The 12,850-nt window shown below is 74.4% G+C and carries 14 protein-coding genes; 5 read left to right on the top strand and 9 right to left on the bottom strand.

The annotated features are described in order from the left end of the window. Positions 1–43: 43 nt before the first annotated feature. The 3 genes from J0910_RS26070 to J0910_RS26060 are packed head-to-tail and all read left to right on the top strand — an operon-like array spanning position 44 to position 1,298. On the top strand, positions 44–454 hold the full coding sequence (locus J0910_RS26070) for a F0F1 ATP synthase subunit epsilon (protein WP_420161178.1): 411 nt from the start codon (positions 44–46) through the stop codon (positions 452–454). Between the two features lie 43 nt (positions 455–497). Beyond that, complete coding sequence (locus tag J0910_RS26065) at positions 498–971, top strand: DUF2550 domain-containing protein (RefSeq protein WP_420162090.1); 474 nt, start codon at positions 498–500, stop codon at positions 969–971. Between the two features lie 33 nt (positions 972–1,004). Next, positions 1,005–1,298 (top strand): MTH1187 family thiamine-binding protein, encoded by a 294-nt coding sequence (locus J0910_RS26060; protein WP_420161177.1) that lies wholly within the window; start codon positions 1,005–1,007, stop codon positions 1,296–1,298. Positions 1,299–1,382: 84 nt separating this feature from the next. On the opposite strand, the gene J0910_RS26055 is transcribed toward J0910_RS26060, so the two are convergent. The 6 genes from J0910_RS26055 to J0910_RS26030 all read right to left on the bottom strand — a co-directional run bounded on the left by J0910_RS26055 (position 1,383) and on the right by J0910_RS26030 (position 7,907). Beyond that, positions 1,383–2,000, bottom strand: a complete 618-nt coding sequence (locus J0910_RS26055; RefSeq protein ID WP_420161176.1) for a cob(I)yrinic acid a,c-diamide adenosyltransferase — start codon at positions 1,998–2,000, stop codon at positions 1,383–1,385. Between the two features lie 419 nt (positions 2,001–2,419). After that, on the bottom strand, positions 2,420–3,961 hold the full coding sequence (locus tag J0910_RS26050) for a M20/M25/M40 family metallo-hydrolase (RefSeq protein WP_420161175.1): 1,542 nt from the start codon (positions 3,959–3,961) through the stop codon (positions 2,420–2,422). Between the two features lie 230 nt (positions 3,962–4,191). Continuing rightward, positions 4,192–4,821, bottom strand: coding sequence for a response regulator transcription factor (locus tag J0910_RS26045; protein WP_420161174.1), 630 nt, complete (start codon positions 4,819–4,821; stop codon positions 4,192–4,194). Continuing rightward, complete coding sequence (locus tag J0910_RS26040; RefSeq protein ID WP_420161173.1) at positions 4,818–6,065, bottom strand: sensor histidine kinase; 1,248 nt, start codon at positions 6,063–6,065, stop codon at positions 4,818–4,820. The genes J0910_RS26045 and J0910_RS26040 overlap by 4 nt, the downstream gene beginning before the upstream one ends. A gap of 5 nt (positions 6,066–6,070) precedes the next feature. After that, a complete protein-coding gene (locus J0910_RS26035) occupies positions 6,071–6,910 on the bottom strand; it encodes an ABC transporter permease (RefSeq protein ID WP_420161172.1) in 840 nt (279 codons plus the stop codon). Positions 6,911–7,019: 109 nt separating this feature from the next. After that, positions 7,020–7,907 carry an ABC transporter ATP-binding protein gene (locus tag J0910_RS26030; RefSeq protein ID WP_420161171.1) on the bottom strand — a complete coding sequence of 296 codons (888 nt, stop codon included), beginning with the start codon at positions 7,905–7,907 and terminating at the stop codon, positions 7,020–7,022. Between the two features lie 223 nt (positions 7,908–8,130). Here J0910_RS26030 and gdhA point away from each other — a divergent pair, with 223 nt between their 5' ends. Continuing rightward, positions 8,131–9,483 carry an NADP-specific glutamate dehydrogenase gene (gdhA, locus tag J0910_RS26025; RefSeq protein ID WP_420161170.1) on the top strand — a complete coding sequence of 451 codons (1,353 nt, stop codon included), beginning with the start codon at positions 8,131–8,133 and terminating at the stop codon, positions 9,481–9,483. A gap of 78 nt (positions 9,484–9,561) precedes the next feature. On the opposite strand, the gene J0910_RS26020 is transcribed toward gdhA, so the two are convergent. Both J0910_RS26020 and nucS read right to left on the bottom strand, forming a co-directional pair. After that, positions 9,562–10,389 (bottom strand): ion transporter, encoded by an 828-nt coding sequence (locus J0910_RS26020; protein ID WP_420161169.1) that lies wholly within the window; start codon positions 10,387–10,389, stop codon positions 9,562–9,564. 1 nt (position 10,390) lies between these two features. Next, positions 10,391–11,068 (bottom strand): endonuclease NucS, encoded by a 678-nt coding sequence (gene nucS, locus J0910_RS26015; protein ID WP_420161168.1) that lies wholly within the window; start codon positions 11,066–11,068, stop codon positions 10,391–10,393. 183 nt (positions 11,069–11,251) lie between these two features. On the opposite strand from nucS, the gene J0910_RS26010 reads away from it, so the two are divergent. Further along, positions 11,252–11,638 (top strand): SCO5389 family protein, encoded by a 387-nt coding sequence (locus tag J0910_RS26010; RefSeq protein WP_420161167.1) that lies wholly within the window; start codon positions 11,252–11,254, stop codon positions 11,636–11,638. Between the two features lie 163 nt (positions 11,639–11,801). On the opposite strand, the gene J0910_RS26005 is transcribed toward J0910_RS26010, so the two are convergent. Beyond that, positions 11,802–12,824, bottom strand: coding sequence for an LLM class flavin-dependent oxidoreductase (locus J0910_RS26005; protein ID WP_420161166.1), 1,023 nt, complete (start codon positions 12,822–12,824; stop codon positions 11,802–11,804). Between the last annotated feature and the right edge of the window lie 26 nt (positions 12,825–12,850).

Here is a 12,850-nt window from a genome sequence, read left to right as displayed (position 1 = left end):
CCGCCTCCCGTGAAACCGCCCTCTACCAGAGGAGTTTGTGGCAGTGTCGAAGAAGCTTTTCGTCGAGATCGTCTCCCCTGAGCGCGAGCTGTGGGCGGGCGAGGGCGACATGGTCATCGCCAAGACCGTCGACGGCGAGATCGGCATCCAGCCGGGCCACACCCCGGTGCTGGCCCTGCTCTCGCCGGGCTCGGTGGTCCGGGTGGTGGGCGGCCGCGAGAGCGGCGAGGTCCGCGCCGCGGCGCACGGCGGCTTCATCTCGGTCGCCGATGACGACCGGGTCTCCATCCTGGCCGAGATCGCCGAGCTGGCCGAGGACATCGACGTGGACCGGGCCAAGAAGGCGCTGGCCGACGCCGAGTCGAAGGTGACCCCGGAGGACACCGAGGCCCAGGCCCGCGCCCTGCGCGCGCGCAGCCGCCTGACCGCGGTGGGGGAGACCACCTCCGCCTGAGCCGCCCGGCGCCCCGCCGGGGCCGTACGCAGAGGGGGAAGAACTGTCCGGGCAGACGCTGCTCAGAGTCGCCGAGTGGTCCTTCTTCATCCTGCTCGCGGCGGCCCTGCTGGGGATCGGCGCGGTGGCGCTCCGCCGCTTCCTGCTGGAGCGCGGCGGCGGCGCCGTCGAGTGCCACCTGCGCCCCTGCGGAGGGGCGCGCCCGGCCCCCTGGCGGATCGGGCTCGGACGCTACGGGAGCGAGCGGTTGCACTGGTACCGCGTCTTCTCCCTCTGGCCGCGGCCGGCAGCAGAGCTGTCGCGCCGCGGTCTCGTCGTTGTGGGGCGGCGCGCCCCCGGCCCCGAGGACCTCACCGAGCTCACCGAGGACCTGGCCGTGGTCGGGGTGGGCTGGGCCGCCGAGGACGGCTCCGACCCGGAGGAGCCCGCTTACGAGCTGGCGATGGGCGAGAGCGCGCTGACCGGGTTCCTCTCCTGGCTGGAATCGATGCCGCCGGGGACACCGTGGGAGAAGTGACCCGGGGCGCCTCCGCGCGTTAGGGTCGGTCCCATGATCGTCGCATTCTCCGTCAGTCCGCTGGGCACCGACGAGTCGGTGGCGCCGGCGGTGGCCCGTGCGGTCAAGGTGGTCCGGGACAGCGGCCTGCCCAACCGCACCGATGCAATGTTCACCAGCGTCGAGGGCGAGTGGGACGAGGTGATGGACGTGGTCAAGCGCGCCGTGCAGGCGGCGGGCGAGGGCTCGTCCCGGGTCTCCCTCACCCTCAAGGCCGACATCCGGGAGGGCGTCACCGACGGCCTCACCAGCAAGGTCGAGGCGGTGGAGCGGGAGCTCTCCGAGTAGGCCCCGCCCTTCCGCCGGGAGCGCCGCGGACCGGTCCGGGGCCGGCCGCCCCAGGGGACCGCGCCGGCCTCCCGGCGGCCGCCGTCAGCGGTCGCCGCCCGGCTTCCAGAGCACTTCGCCGCCGTCGGCGCCCAGGTACCGGCAGAGCACGAAGAGCAGGTCGGAGAGGCGGTTCAGGTACTTCGCGGTGCGGACGTTGATCCCGCCGCCGGGGTCGGTGCCGTGCTCCCCGATCGCGGCCCAGGCGGTCCGCTCGGCCCGCCGGGAGACCACCCGGGCCTGGTGCATCAGCGCGACCGCGGGGGTGCCGCCGGGCAGGATGAAGCTGCGCAGCACCGGCAGGCCGGCGTTGAACGCGTCGCAGTCGGCCTCCAGCCGGTCGATGTAGTCCTGCTCCACCCGCAGCGGCGGGAACTCCGGCTCCTCGCCCTCCGGGGCGAGCGGGGTGGACAGGTCCGCCCCGAGGTCGAAGAGCTCGTTCTGCACCCGGGCCAGCACTGCGCGGACGTCGCCGGGCACCTCGCCGAGCGCCAGGGCGACGCCGATGGCGGCGTTGGCCTCCTCCGCGTCGGCGTAGGCCGCGATCCGCGGGTCGGTCTTGGCGGCCTTGCTCATGTCGCTGAGCCGGGTCTGCCCGCCGTCCCCGCCCCGGGTGTAGATCTTCGACAGCACGACCGGCTTGTCGGTGTCCTTTTTCGTCATGCGGCCACCCTAGACGGCGCTCTTGCCGCGGTCCGGGCGCGCCCTGCGGGCATGAAACGGACGATGAGTGACCGTTCCGGGACAACGGGTTATCTCCGCTGGTCGATCCTGGTACGGTGTGACACACGCAACGCACTCTGCGGAGCGGTCGGACCTTTTCGGCATGGCGGCCCTGACGTCCGGGTGCGAGCCGGGGGCCACCCGGACGGCCCTACCGGCACGGAGGGGAGGTGCCGGGACGGGCGGCCGGGGAGACCCGGGCGGGCGGAACGGGGCTGGGGGGCCCTCGCCGTCCGCCCGGGCCCGGGGCAGGGCCCGAACCACCGTCCGCGTCCATGCCGCGGACACAGCGGAGCCCCTGGGCGGTCACCGCCCAGGGGCTCCGCCGCGCGGTCGCGGCCGTGCCGTTCAGGGGCGCCTCAGCGCACCCACTCCTCGCCCCGCTGGTCGAAGGAGAGCGACTCGTTCGCGCTCAGCGTGCGCACCCGCCCGTTCACCGGGAGGGTCGACACCGAGTAGGACTCCACCGCGTAGGCCATGCCGGCGGAGAGCTGCTCCACCGAGGTCCAGTTGATGTTGTCGATGTCGTCGGCGGCGGTGTGGTAGTTGGGGTCGTAGTCCTCCCCGGCGGTGCCGCCGTACCACTCGGCCTGCTGCTCGGTCTTCACCCCGTCGCCGCCGCTGAACAGGCCGCCGGACGGGATGCCGGCCTCCATGAAGGCGGCGTAGTCGGAGCGCCCGCTGAACTCGGTCGGCTCGGTGACCAGGCCCTGCCGGTCGTAGTAGTCCTCGAACAGCTTCTGGATCGCGGCCGAGCCCGCCGGCGGGTTGCCGGAGCCGGGCAGCTCGCCGCGGCCGTCGTAGATGAACCGGCCGAAGTTGGGCGAGCCGATCATGTCGAAGTTGAGGTAGAGCCCGAGGCGGTCGAGCTGCTTCCTGCTCAGCCCGGCCACGTACTCGGTCGAGCCGATCAGGCCCTCCTCCTCCGTGCCCCACCAGGCGAAGCGGACCTTGTTCTTCGGCTTGGCGTCCAGCTCGGCGAACCGGATCGCGGTCTCCAGCAGCGCGCCGGAGCCGCTGGCGTTGTCGTTGATGCCCGCGCCCTCGGGGACGCCGTCCAGGTGGGCGCCGACCACGACCACGTTGTCCTTGGCCCCGCCGGAGGCGTCGGCGATGATGTTGTAGGAGGTCTTCTCCTCGACCGCGGCGTCGATCTCGAGGCGGGCCTCGGCCCCCTCCGCGGCGGCCAGCTCGGCGCCGACCGGGTGGCTGGTGCCCACCGCGGGGATGGCGCCCTCGGTCTCCAGGGTGCCGGCGAACACGTCCTGGTCCTCCGGGGCGTCGGAGGCCCCGCTGTTGTAGATGATCGCGGCGGCGGCGCCGGCGTCCGCGGCGTGCTGCACCTTCACCGAGAACGCGCAGCTGCCGCGCTTGATCAGCGCGATCTCGCCCGCGGGGAAGCCGGCGAAGTCGTCGGCGGTGCACCCGCTGTCGGTGCCGTCGGTGTCCACCGGCACCACGCCGGCCTCCGCCTTGCCGCCGGGCGAGTACGTCATGGTGAGGAAGTCCTCCTCCACGACGTAGTCCCGCTGGTCCGGGGCGGTCCGGGCGAAGACCGGGTCGGTCTTCTCCCGCCAGAGCTCGAAGTCGTAGCTCTGCTTCTTCGGCTTGTATCCGGCCTGCTCGAGCTGGTCGATGACGTAGTTCGCGGCCACGTCGTAGCCGGGCGTGTTGGTGGCCCGGTTGCCGCCGTTGTAGTCCGCGATGGTCTGGAAGTTCTCCATGTGGCCGCGGACCGCGTCGACGGTGACCAGCTCGTCCAGTCCGGCGGAGTCCGCCGAGGCGGGGGCGGCCGGGCCGATGCCCAGCGCCAGCACCGCGGCCAGCCCGGTCCCTCCGGCCAGCACGCGTCGCCGGACGGGGGAGGTCCGGCGGGGGGATGTGTCGGGGTTTCTGCGCACGAATCGTCCTCCTGAAAGGCGCCGGCCGCCGCGGACAGCGCGGGGCGGACGCGAGCAGTGCGAGGTAGGTGGCAGCCTGTCACCCCGTGTGGCGGCGGAGCAAGGAAACGCACCCGCAATTGCCACATCTAGCCAAAGGGGTTACCAACCGCGTGAAAAGTGTGCTGTGATGTAGGTTTTCTCCCGGAAAAGCCGTTCATGTGTCGACTTTCCGTTCGGTGCGCCTTCGGTCAGCGCGGCGGCAGCAGGCCCCGCCGGACGGCGCGGGTGACCGCGGCGGTCCGGTCGGAGACGCCGAGCTTGCCGAAGGCGCGCATCAGATGCGTCTTGACCGTGGTGGCGCTGATGAACAGGCGCGCGCCGATCTCGGCGTTGGTCAGCCCCTCCGAGGCCAGCCGGAGCACCTCGGTCTCCCGGGCGGAGAGCGGGGGCGCGTCCGCGCGTCCGCGCATCCCGGACACCAGCCGGGTGGCGACCGCCGGGGAGAGCGCCGTCTCGCCCCGGGCCGCGGCGCGCACCGCGGCGGCCAGGTCCGCCCGCGGGGCGTCCTTGAGCAGGTAGCCGGTGGCCCCCGCCTCCACCGCGCGCAGGATGTCGGCGTCGGTGTCGTAGGTGGTGAGGATGAGCACCCGGCAGCCGGGCACCTCGGCCAGCACCCGCTCGGTGGCCCGCACCCCGTCCATGCCGGGCATCCGCAGGTCCATCAGGACGACGTCCGGGGCCTGCGCGCGGGCCACCGCCACCGCCTCGTCGCCGGAGCCGGCCTCGCCCGCCACCTCGATGCCGCCCTCCGCGGCGAGCATGCCGCGGATCCCCTCCCGCACCACGGGGTGGTCGTCGGCGAGTACCACGCGGATCATGCCGGGGCTCCGTTCGGGCGGTCGGTACCGGTGCCGCCGAGGGGGAGGCGGAACACCACGGCGGTGCCCGCCCCCGGGGAGGCCTGCACGGTGCACCGGCCGCCGGCGGCCTCGGCCCGGCGGCGCAGGCCGGGCAGCCCGTGGCCGGAGCCCCCGGCCGGGGCGGGGGCCCGCTCCGGCGCGAAACCGCGCCCGTCGTCCCGCACGGCGACGCCCACCGTATCCGCTCCGTACTCCAGCACCACCCGGACCGCGCCGGCCCCGGCGTGCCGCCGCACGTTGGCCAGCGACTCCTGCGCCGCGCGGAGCAGGTCCACCTGGACGCCGGCGGGGAGCAGGGCCGGCGCCCCGCCGCGGACCTCGAAGACGGCCTCGGCCCCGGTCTCGGCGGCCAGCCGGTCGGCGGCCCGGCGCAGCGCCTCCTCCAGCGCGCCGGCCGCCGCGCTGCCGGCCGCCGGCGCGCCCGCCACCAGGGCCCGCGCCTCGGCCAGGTTCTCCCGCCCGGTCTCCAGCAGCAGCGCCAGGTGCCGGCGGGCCGCCTCCGGGTCGGTCCCCAGCTCCGACTGGACCGCCTGGGCCAGCGTCACCACACTGGTGAAGCCCTGGGCCAGGGTGTCGTGGATCTCCCGGGCCATCCGCTCCCGCTCGGCCTGGGCCCCGGTGCGCGCGGACAGCGCGGCGATCTGCTCCCGGCCGGCCTCCAGCTCCTCGATGAGCGCGGCCCGCTCCGCGCTCTGCCCGATGATCCGGTTGATCCAGCCCCCGAACCAGATGGAGAAGAGCAGGATCGCGGTGTTCGCCAGCAGCAGCGCGGCCAGTCCGGGGACCGGGCCGGGATCGAGGGCCTGGGTGATCAGCACCGGGCCGAAGAGCATCGTGCCGACCGCGGCCCCCGCCCACCGGGGCGGGGCGGTCATGTAGGCCAGCGGGGCCAGCGCGAACAGCGCCGAAGCGGCCGGCGGCACCAGCACCGCCGCCGGCAGGAAGAGCGCGGTGTAGCAGGCCAGCCAGGGTCCGGAGGCGCGGGCCGCCGCCCCCTCCGCCAGCAGCGCCCGGCGCCCGCCGGCCAGGTAGCCCGCGGCCAGCGCGAGCAGCAGCCCGGCCGAGGCCCAGGCCCGCCACCCCTCGCCGGCCGCCAGCGCCAGCCCGGCCATCAGGGCCAGCACCGCCACCACATAGGCGTCCCACCGGGGCACCGAGGACCAGGCGTGCCCGGTCCGCGGCGCCCCCTCCCTTCCGGACATGGGGCTCAGCCGTCCTTCGCCGTCTTCCACCGGAACGTCGTCATGCACAGCACCGATCCCACCACGCACCAGGCGGCGAGCACGAGCGCCACGGTGCCGAGCCGCCAGGAGCCCGCGGCCTCCAGGGCCGCCGCCTCCTCGGGCAGGAAGACCGAGCGCATCCCCTGCGCCATCCACTTCAGCGGGAAGAGCGAGCCGACGCCGAGCAGCCAGTCCGGCAGCCGCTGCACCGGGATGAAGATCCCGGAGATGAACTGCAGCGCCAGGAACGGCAGGACCACCGCGCCCTGGGCGGACCGGGCCGACCGGGCGGCGCTGCTCGCCGCGATGCCCAGCAGGGTGCACCCGGTGGTGCCGAGCAGCATGATCCAGGCCAGGTCGAACCACTTCTCCGCGGGCGGCGGCTCGACGCCGTAGAAGAGCGTCCCGATGCCGAGCAGCAGCGCCACCTGGCCGACGGCCAGCACCAGGACCAGCAGCACCTTGCCGAGGAAGAAGGAAGAGCGCGGCATGGGCAGCCCGCGCAGCCTGCGCAGCGTCCCGTCGTCCCGCTCGGTGGCGATGGACAGGCCGAGGTTCTGGAAGCTGACCGACATCAGGCCGGTCGCGGTCAGCGAGGCGGTGAAGAAGCCGGCCACCGCCTGCCCGTCCGCCCCGCCGCCGAAGGCGGTGCCGAGCAGCACCAGCAGCACCGCGGGCAGGGAGAAGACGAAGACCAGCCGCTCCCACTCCTTGCTGAACTCGCGGATCTCCAGCCACCCCCGGGACAGGCCCAGGCGCAGCGCCCCGGGCGGCCGGGCGGGCCGGCCGGCGGCGCGCGGCGCCGGCGTCGCGGTCGTGCTCATGCGGGCTCCTCCGGGAGGGGCGGGACGGGGCGGTCGGACACGGGGCCGGCGGGCGCGGCGCGGGAGGCCGCGGCCCTCCGGCACCGGAGGAGGGGGGAGGGGAGCGGGCTCACGCCGGCACCTCCGCGGGGCCGCCGGGCGCACCGGTACCGGAGGACTCGCCGATCAGCGAGAGGTAGACCTCCTCCAGCGTGGGCCGGTGCACGGCCAGGCCGGGCACCTCGCCGCCGAACCGGTCGGCGAGCCCGGCGACGGCCCGGGTCGGGGCCCCGGTCCGCACCGACCGGCGCTCGGCGCCGTCGGTCCAGCTCACGGTGGCCTCCCCGGTCCGGCGGCCGCCCAGCGTGGCGGTGTCCCCGGCGGCGGCGATCCGGCCGCCGGCGATGACCGCGACCCGGTCCGCCAGCGCCTCGGCCTCGTCCAGGTAGTGCGTGGTGAGCAGGACGGTGGTGCCCTGCCGGGCCAGGCCGCGGACCGTCTCCCAGAACCGCCGCCGGGCCCCCGGGTCGAAACCGGTCGTCGGCTCGTCCAGGAAGAGCAGCTCGGGGCGGCCGATGACGCCGAGCGCCACGTCCAGCCGCCGGCGCTGCCCGCCGGACATGGCGCGGGCGCTGCGGTCCGCGTCCCCGGAGAGCCCGACCAGCTCCAGGACCTCTTCGGGGTCCATCGGGTCGGGGAAGTACCCGGCGAAGTGGCGGAGCAGCGCGACGGCGCTCAGCGGCGACGCCTCCACCTGGTTCTGCCAGACGATGCCGATCCGGGCCCGCCAGGCGCGCCCGGCCCGCGCCGGGTCGGCGCCGAGCACCCGGACCGACCCGGCGTCCCGGTCCCGGAACCCCTCCAGGATCTCCACGGCGGTGCTCTTGCCGGCCCCGTTCGGTCCGAGCAGGGCGAACACCTCGCCGCGGGCCACGTGCAGGTCGATCCCGTCCAGCGCGGGGACGCCCCCGTAGGACTTGCGGAGCCCCTCGGCCCCGATCACCTCGTCTGCGCTCATGGCCCGACTCTCCGCCCCGGGCGCGGCCCGCCGCGTCGGCGCACCGGCCCGACCCGCCGTCCTCCGGACGGAGGACAGGGCGCGACACCCGGAGGACCCCCGGGGAGAGGGGGCGCGGGGACGGGCTCCTACCATCGACGAGGGGAAGCGTGCGGTCCGTCAGCGTCGCCGGGTTCACTGGGCGCACCCCACAGCCACTCAGTGAAGAAATGCGGAGGCACGCATGTCGCCAATCCTCGACGTCAAGGTCGAACCCCTCTACCAGGAGATCCTCCGGCGCAACCCGGGCGAAGAGGAGTTCCACCAGGCGGTGCGCGAGGTCCTGGAGACGCTCGGCCCGGTGCTCGCCAAGCGCCCGGAGTTCGTCGAGGCCAAGCTGATCGAGCGGATCGCCGAGCCGGAGCGGCAGGTCATCTTCCGCGTCCCGTGGACCGACGACGCGGGCGAGGTGCACGTCAACCGCGGGTTCCGGGTCGAGTTCAACAGCGCCCTGGGCCCGTACAAGGGCGGCCTGCGCTTCCACCCGTCGGTCAACCTGGGCATCGTGAAGTTCCTCGGCTTCGAGCAGATCTTCAAGAACGCGCTCACCGGCATGCCCATCGGGGGCGGCAAGGGCGGCAGCGACTTCGACCCCAAGGGCCGCTCGGACGCCGAGATCATGCGGTTCTGCCAGTCCTTCATGACCGAGCTCTACCGGCACCTCGGCGAGTACACCGACGTCCCCGCGGGCGACATCGGCGTCGGCGGCCGGGAGATCGGCTACCTGTTCGGCCAGTACAAGCGGATCACCAACCGCTACGAGTCGGGCGTGCTCACCGGCAAGGGCCTGTCCTGGGGCGGATCGCGGGTGCGCACCGAGGCCACCGGCTACGGCTGCGTGCTGTTCACCGCGGAGATGCTGCGGATGCGCGACCGGAGCCTGGAGGGCATGCGGGTCGCGGTCTCCGGCTCGGGCAACGTCGCGATCTACGCGATCGAGAAGGCGCGGCAGCTCGGCGCGACCGTGGTCACCGCCTCGGACTCGGCCGGCTACGTGGTGGACGAGAAGGGCATCGACCTCGATCTGCTCAAGCAGGTCAAGGAGGTGGAGCGGGGCCGGGTCGCCGACTACGCCGAGCGGCGCGGCGCCGACGCCCGCTACATCCCCGGCGGCCGGGTCTGGGAGGTGCCGTGCGACGTGGCGCTGCCCTGCGCCACCCAGAACGAGCTGACCGCGGCCGACGCCGCCGCCCTGGTCGGCAACGGGGTGCAGGCGGTCGCCGAGGGCGCCAACATGCCGACCACCCCGGAGGGCGTCCGGGTCTTCCAGGAGGCCGGGGTCGCGTTCGGTCCGGGCAAGGCGGCCAACGCGGGCGGCGTCGCCACCAGCGCCCTGGAGATGCAGCAGAACGCCTCCCGGGACTCCTGGTCGTTCGGCTACACCGAGGAGCGGCTGACCGCGGTGATGCGGCACATCCACGACTCCTGCCACGCCACCGCCGAGCTGTACGACCGGCCCGGCAACTACGTCGTCGGTGCCAACATCGCCGGCTTCGAGCAGGTCGCCGAGGCGATGCTGGCCCAGGGCGTGATCTAGCCCCGCTCCGGGGCCCGCCCCCGGGGCCGGCCGGCGGCCGCCGCCCCCGCGGAGCGCTCCGCGGGGGCGGCCCCGGCGTCAGCGCGGCAGGGCCCTGCGCAGCTCGGCGACCTCGCCGCGGAGCGCGCGCAGCTCGGCGAGGACCTCCGCGTCCACCGGCCGTGCGGGCGCCGGCACCGCGGCGGCCGGGGCGCCCTCCTCCCGCTCCCCGCCCTCCCGCTCGCGGGCGCGCCCGGAGCCGTGCTCCAGCGCCTCCACCGCGACCGCGATGAACAGGTTGAGGGCGATGAAGGTGGAGACCAGGATGTAGACGATGAAGAACGTCCAGGCGTAGGGCTGGTGCTCCATCACGTCCCGGGCGATCGTGCTCCAGCTGTCCCCGGTCATGATCTGGAACAGGGTGAACAGCGAGGTCCACAGGTCGCCGAAGTGCCGCGGGCTGCCCTGCTGGAAGAGCTTGGTCGCCACCACGCCCGCGACGTAGAGCAGCAGCGCCAGCAGCAGCGAGATCGAGGCCATCCCCGGCAGCGCGCGGAACAGGCCGGTCACCACCATCCGCAGCGACGGGACGGCCGACAGCAGGCGGAGCACCCGCAGCACCCGGAAGACCCGGAGCACCGCGAAGGGGCCGGTGGCGGGGAGCAGCGCGATGCCGATGACCGCGAGGTCGAACAGGTTCCACGGGTCGCGGAAGAAGGCGCGCCGGTAGGCGTAGAGCCGCAGCGCGATCTCGGCCACGAAGGTCCACAGCAGCGCCCGGTCCAGGGCGCGCAGGGCGGTCCCGTGCTCGGCGAGCACCTCGGGCCAGGTCTCCAGGCCCAGGGTGGCCCCGTTGACCAGGATCAGCAGGACGATCAGCCGCTTGAACCAGGCGGCGTCGACCAGGGACCGGACGTGCGCGCGCACCTCAGAAGAGTCTCGGGGTGTCCGGTTCGATGCCGCGCAGCGCGTCGTAGTCGAGCGTGACGCAGCCGATGCCGCGGTCGGCCGCCAGCACCCGGGCCTGCGGTTTGATCTCCTGGGCGGCGAAGACGCCGCGCACCGGCTTGAGCGCCGGGTCCCGGTTGAGCAGTTCGAGGTAGCGGGTGAGCTGCTCCACCCCGTCGATGTCGCCGCGGCGCTTGAGCTCCACGGCGACGGTGCCGCCCCCGCCGTCCCGGCACAGGATGTCCACCGGGCCGATCGCGGTGGGGTACTCGCGGCGGATCAGCGTGTAGCCCTCGCCCAGGGTGGTGATGTGCTCGGCGAGCAGCTCCTGCAGGTGCGCCTCGACGCCGTCCTTCTGCAGGCCGGGGTCGACGCCCAGCTCGTGCGAGCTGTCGTGGGTGACCTCCTCGATCCGCAGCACCAGCTTCTCGCCGGACTTGCCGTGCGTGACCGTCCAGATCTCGGTGCCGTCCTCGTCGGCGGACTCGCGCACCGTGCACGGCGGGTTCATCCAGTTCAGCGGCTTGAACGCGCGGTCGTCGGCGTGCACGGAGACCGAGCCGTCCGCCTTGAAGAGCAGCAGCCTGGGGGCCATGGGCAGGTGGGCGGTGAGCCGGCCGACGTAGTCGACGCTGCACCGGGCGATCACGAGTCTCACGGTGCCCGATCCTAGCGGCGCCGCGGGGCCGGATTTCCCGGTTCCGGTGGCGCCGAACGACAATGAAAACTATTTTCATATGGCGCCGGGGGCAGCAATCTGTGACCCCGGGGTCCCGTGACGTGACCGCGCTCGGGATCTAACGTCGCTACCGCGGTCCGCCGACGAAGAGATGAGGACGCAATGTCGCTGACGGTTTCACCGGAGCTGCTGGACAAGGCCGAGCGGGGCCCTGTCTCGGACGAGGACTTCATCGCCTGCATCCGCGAATCGCTCCCCTACGCCTGGGAGGTGGTCAGCGGACTGGCCGACCGCGCCGGCGGCAGCGGCGCGGAGTTCGAGGCCAACGAGACCGCGCCGCCCGGGGAGAAGGAGCGCGGCCAGCTGCTCCGCCTGGTCGCCAGCGACGCCATGCGCGGCGCCGTCGAGCGCCACTTCGGCATGCGGCTGGCCTTCCAGAACTGCCACCGGGTCGCGCTGTTCCGGCCGGACGCGGACGAGGCCTACGAGCGGTTCACCGCGCCCCGCGCCCAGCTGCTCAACCAGTCCCCGGAACTGGTCGACTGCTGACCGGCAGGGCGGGGCGCCCGTCCCCTCGGTGCCCCGCCCGCCACCGCCCTCATTGGGGCCCTCCGGGCCGCTGCTTCTTCTGCCCGTCGCCCGCCACCGCCCTCGGCGGAGATCCTTCGGGCTGCCTTCCGGCCCTGGCAGGGCTCGGACGGGAGCAGGAAGGTCACCCCGCGCCCCCGGGCCGCGCGGCGCGGACCGCGGGCAGCACCTCGGCGCCCAGCCGGGCGATGTTGCGCCGTACCGCCTCCGGTGCGCCGGCCCCCTCCACCAGCAGGATCAGTTCCTCCGCGCCGGTCGCCGAGGCCTGGTCGCGCAGCCTGCGCACGCACTCCTCCGGGGAACCGACCGCGTGCGCGTCGCACAGGAACGCCGCGTAGGCGTCCGGGTCGCGCCGGGGCCCCTCCTGCCCGATCCGCCGGTAGCCCGCCAGCCCCGGGCGCAGCCAGCGCGGCAGCGACTCCAGCAGCGTCTTGCGGGCCTCCTCCCGGGTGTCGGCCACATGCGCCACCGAGGCCGCCACGTGCCCGGAGACCGGGCCGCCGCCGGCCCGCTCGCGCAGCTCCGCGTACCGCTCCAGCGTCGCGGCCTGCTCCTCCGGGCGCTGGTGCATGCCGAGCAGCACCGGCAGCCCGCGATCGGCCGCCATGCCCAGCGACGCATCCGAGGTCGCGGCCAGCAGCACGTCGGGGCGGGGCAGGGTACGCGGGCCGGGCACCACCTCCACCTCGCGGAACCCGAACACCGGCCCGTCGGCGCGCACCCGCCCGCCGCGCACCGCGGCCAGCAGCAGGTCCAGCGCGTCCGCGTGCCCCCGCTCGTAGCGGTCCAGGGTGCCGAACACCTCCAGGTCGACCAGGGGCAGCCCGCGCCCGACCCCGAGCCGGAACCGGCCCGCCGACACCTGGTCCAGCAGCGCCGCCTGCTCGGCCAGCGCCACCGGGTGCGCGGTGCTCAGCACGCTCACCGCGGTGCCCACCGCGATCCGCTCGGTTCGGCCCAGCACGAACCCGGCCAGGGTGATCGCCGACGGGCACACCCCGTAGCTCATGAAATGGTGCTCGGCGAACCAGACCGAGTCGAACCCGGCGTCCTCGGCGGCTCGGGCGGCGTCGACCGCCGCCTCCAGGGTCTGCGTGTGGTCCTGCCCGGGGAACCCCGCGGCGGGGAGGAAGGCTCCGATGCGCATGCAGACATGGTGCCGGTGACGGAGGC

It is taken from the genome of Nocardiopsis oceanisediminis (genome assembly GCF_048595525.1).
In the GTDB taxonomy this organism is placed as follows: domain Bacteria; phylum Actinomycetota; class Actinomycetes; order Streptosporangiales; family Streptosporangiaceae; genus Nocardiopsis_A; species Nocardiopsis_A oceanisediminis.
The sequence above is the reverse complement of the archived record's forward strand: the minus strand, read 5'-3'. Positions and strand labels throughout refer to the sequence as shown.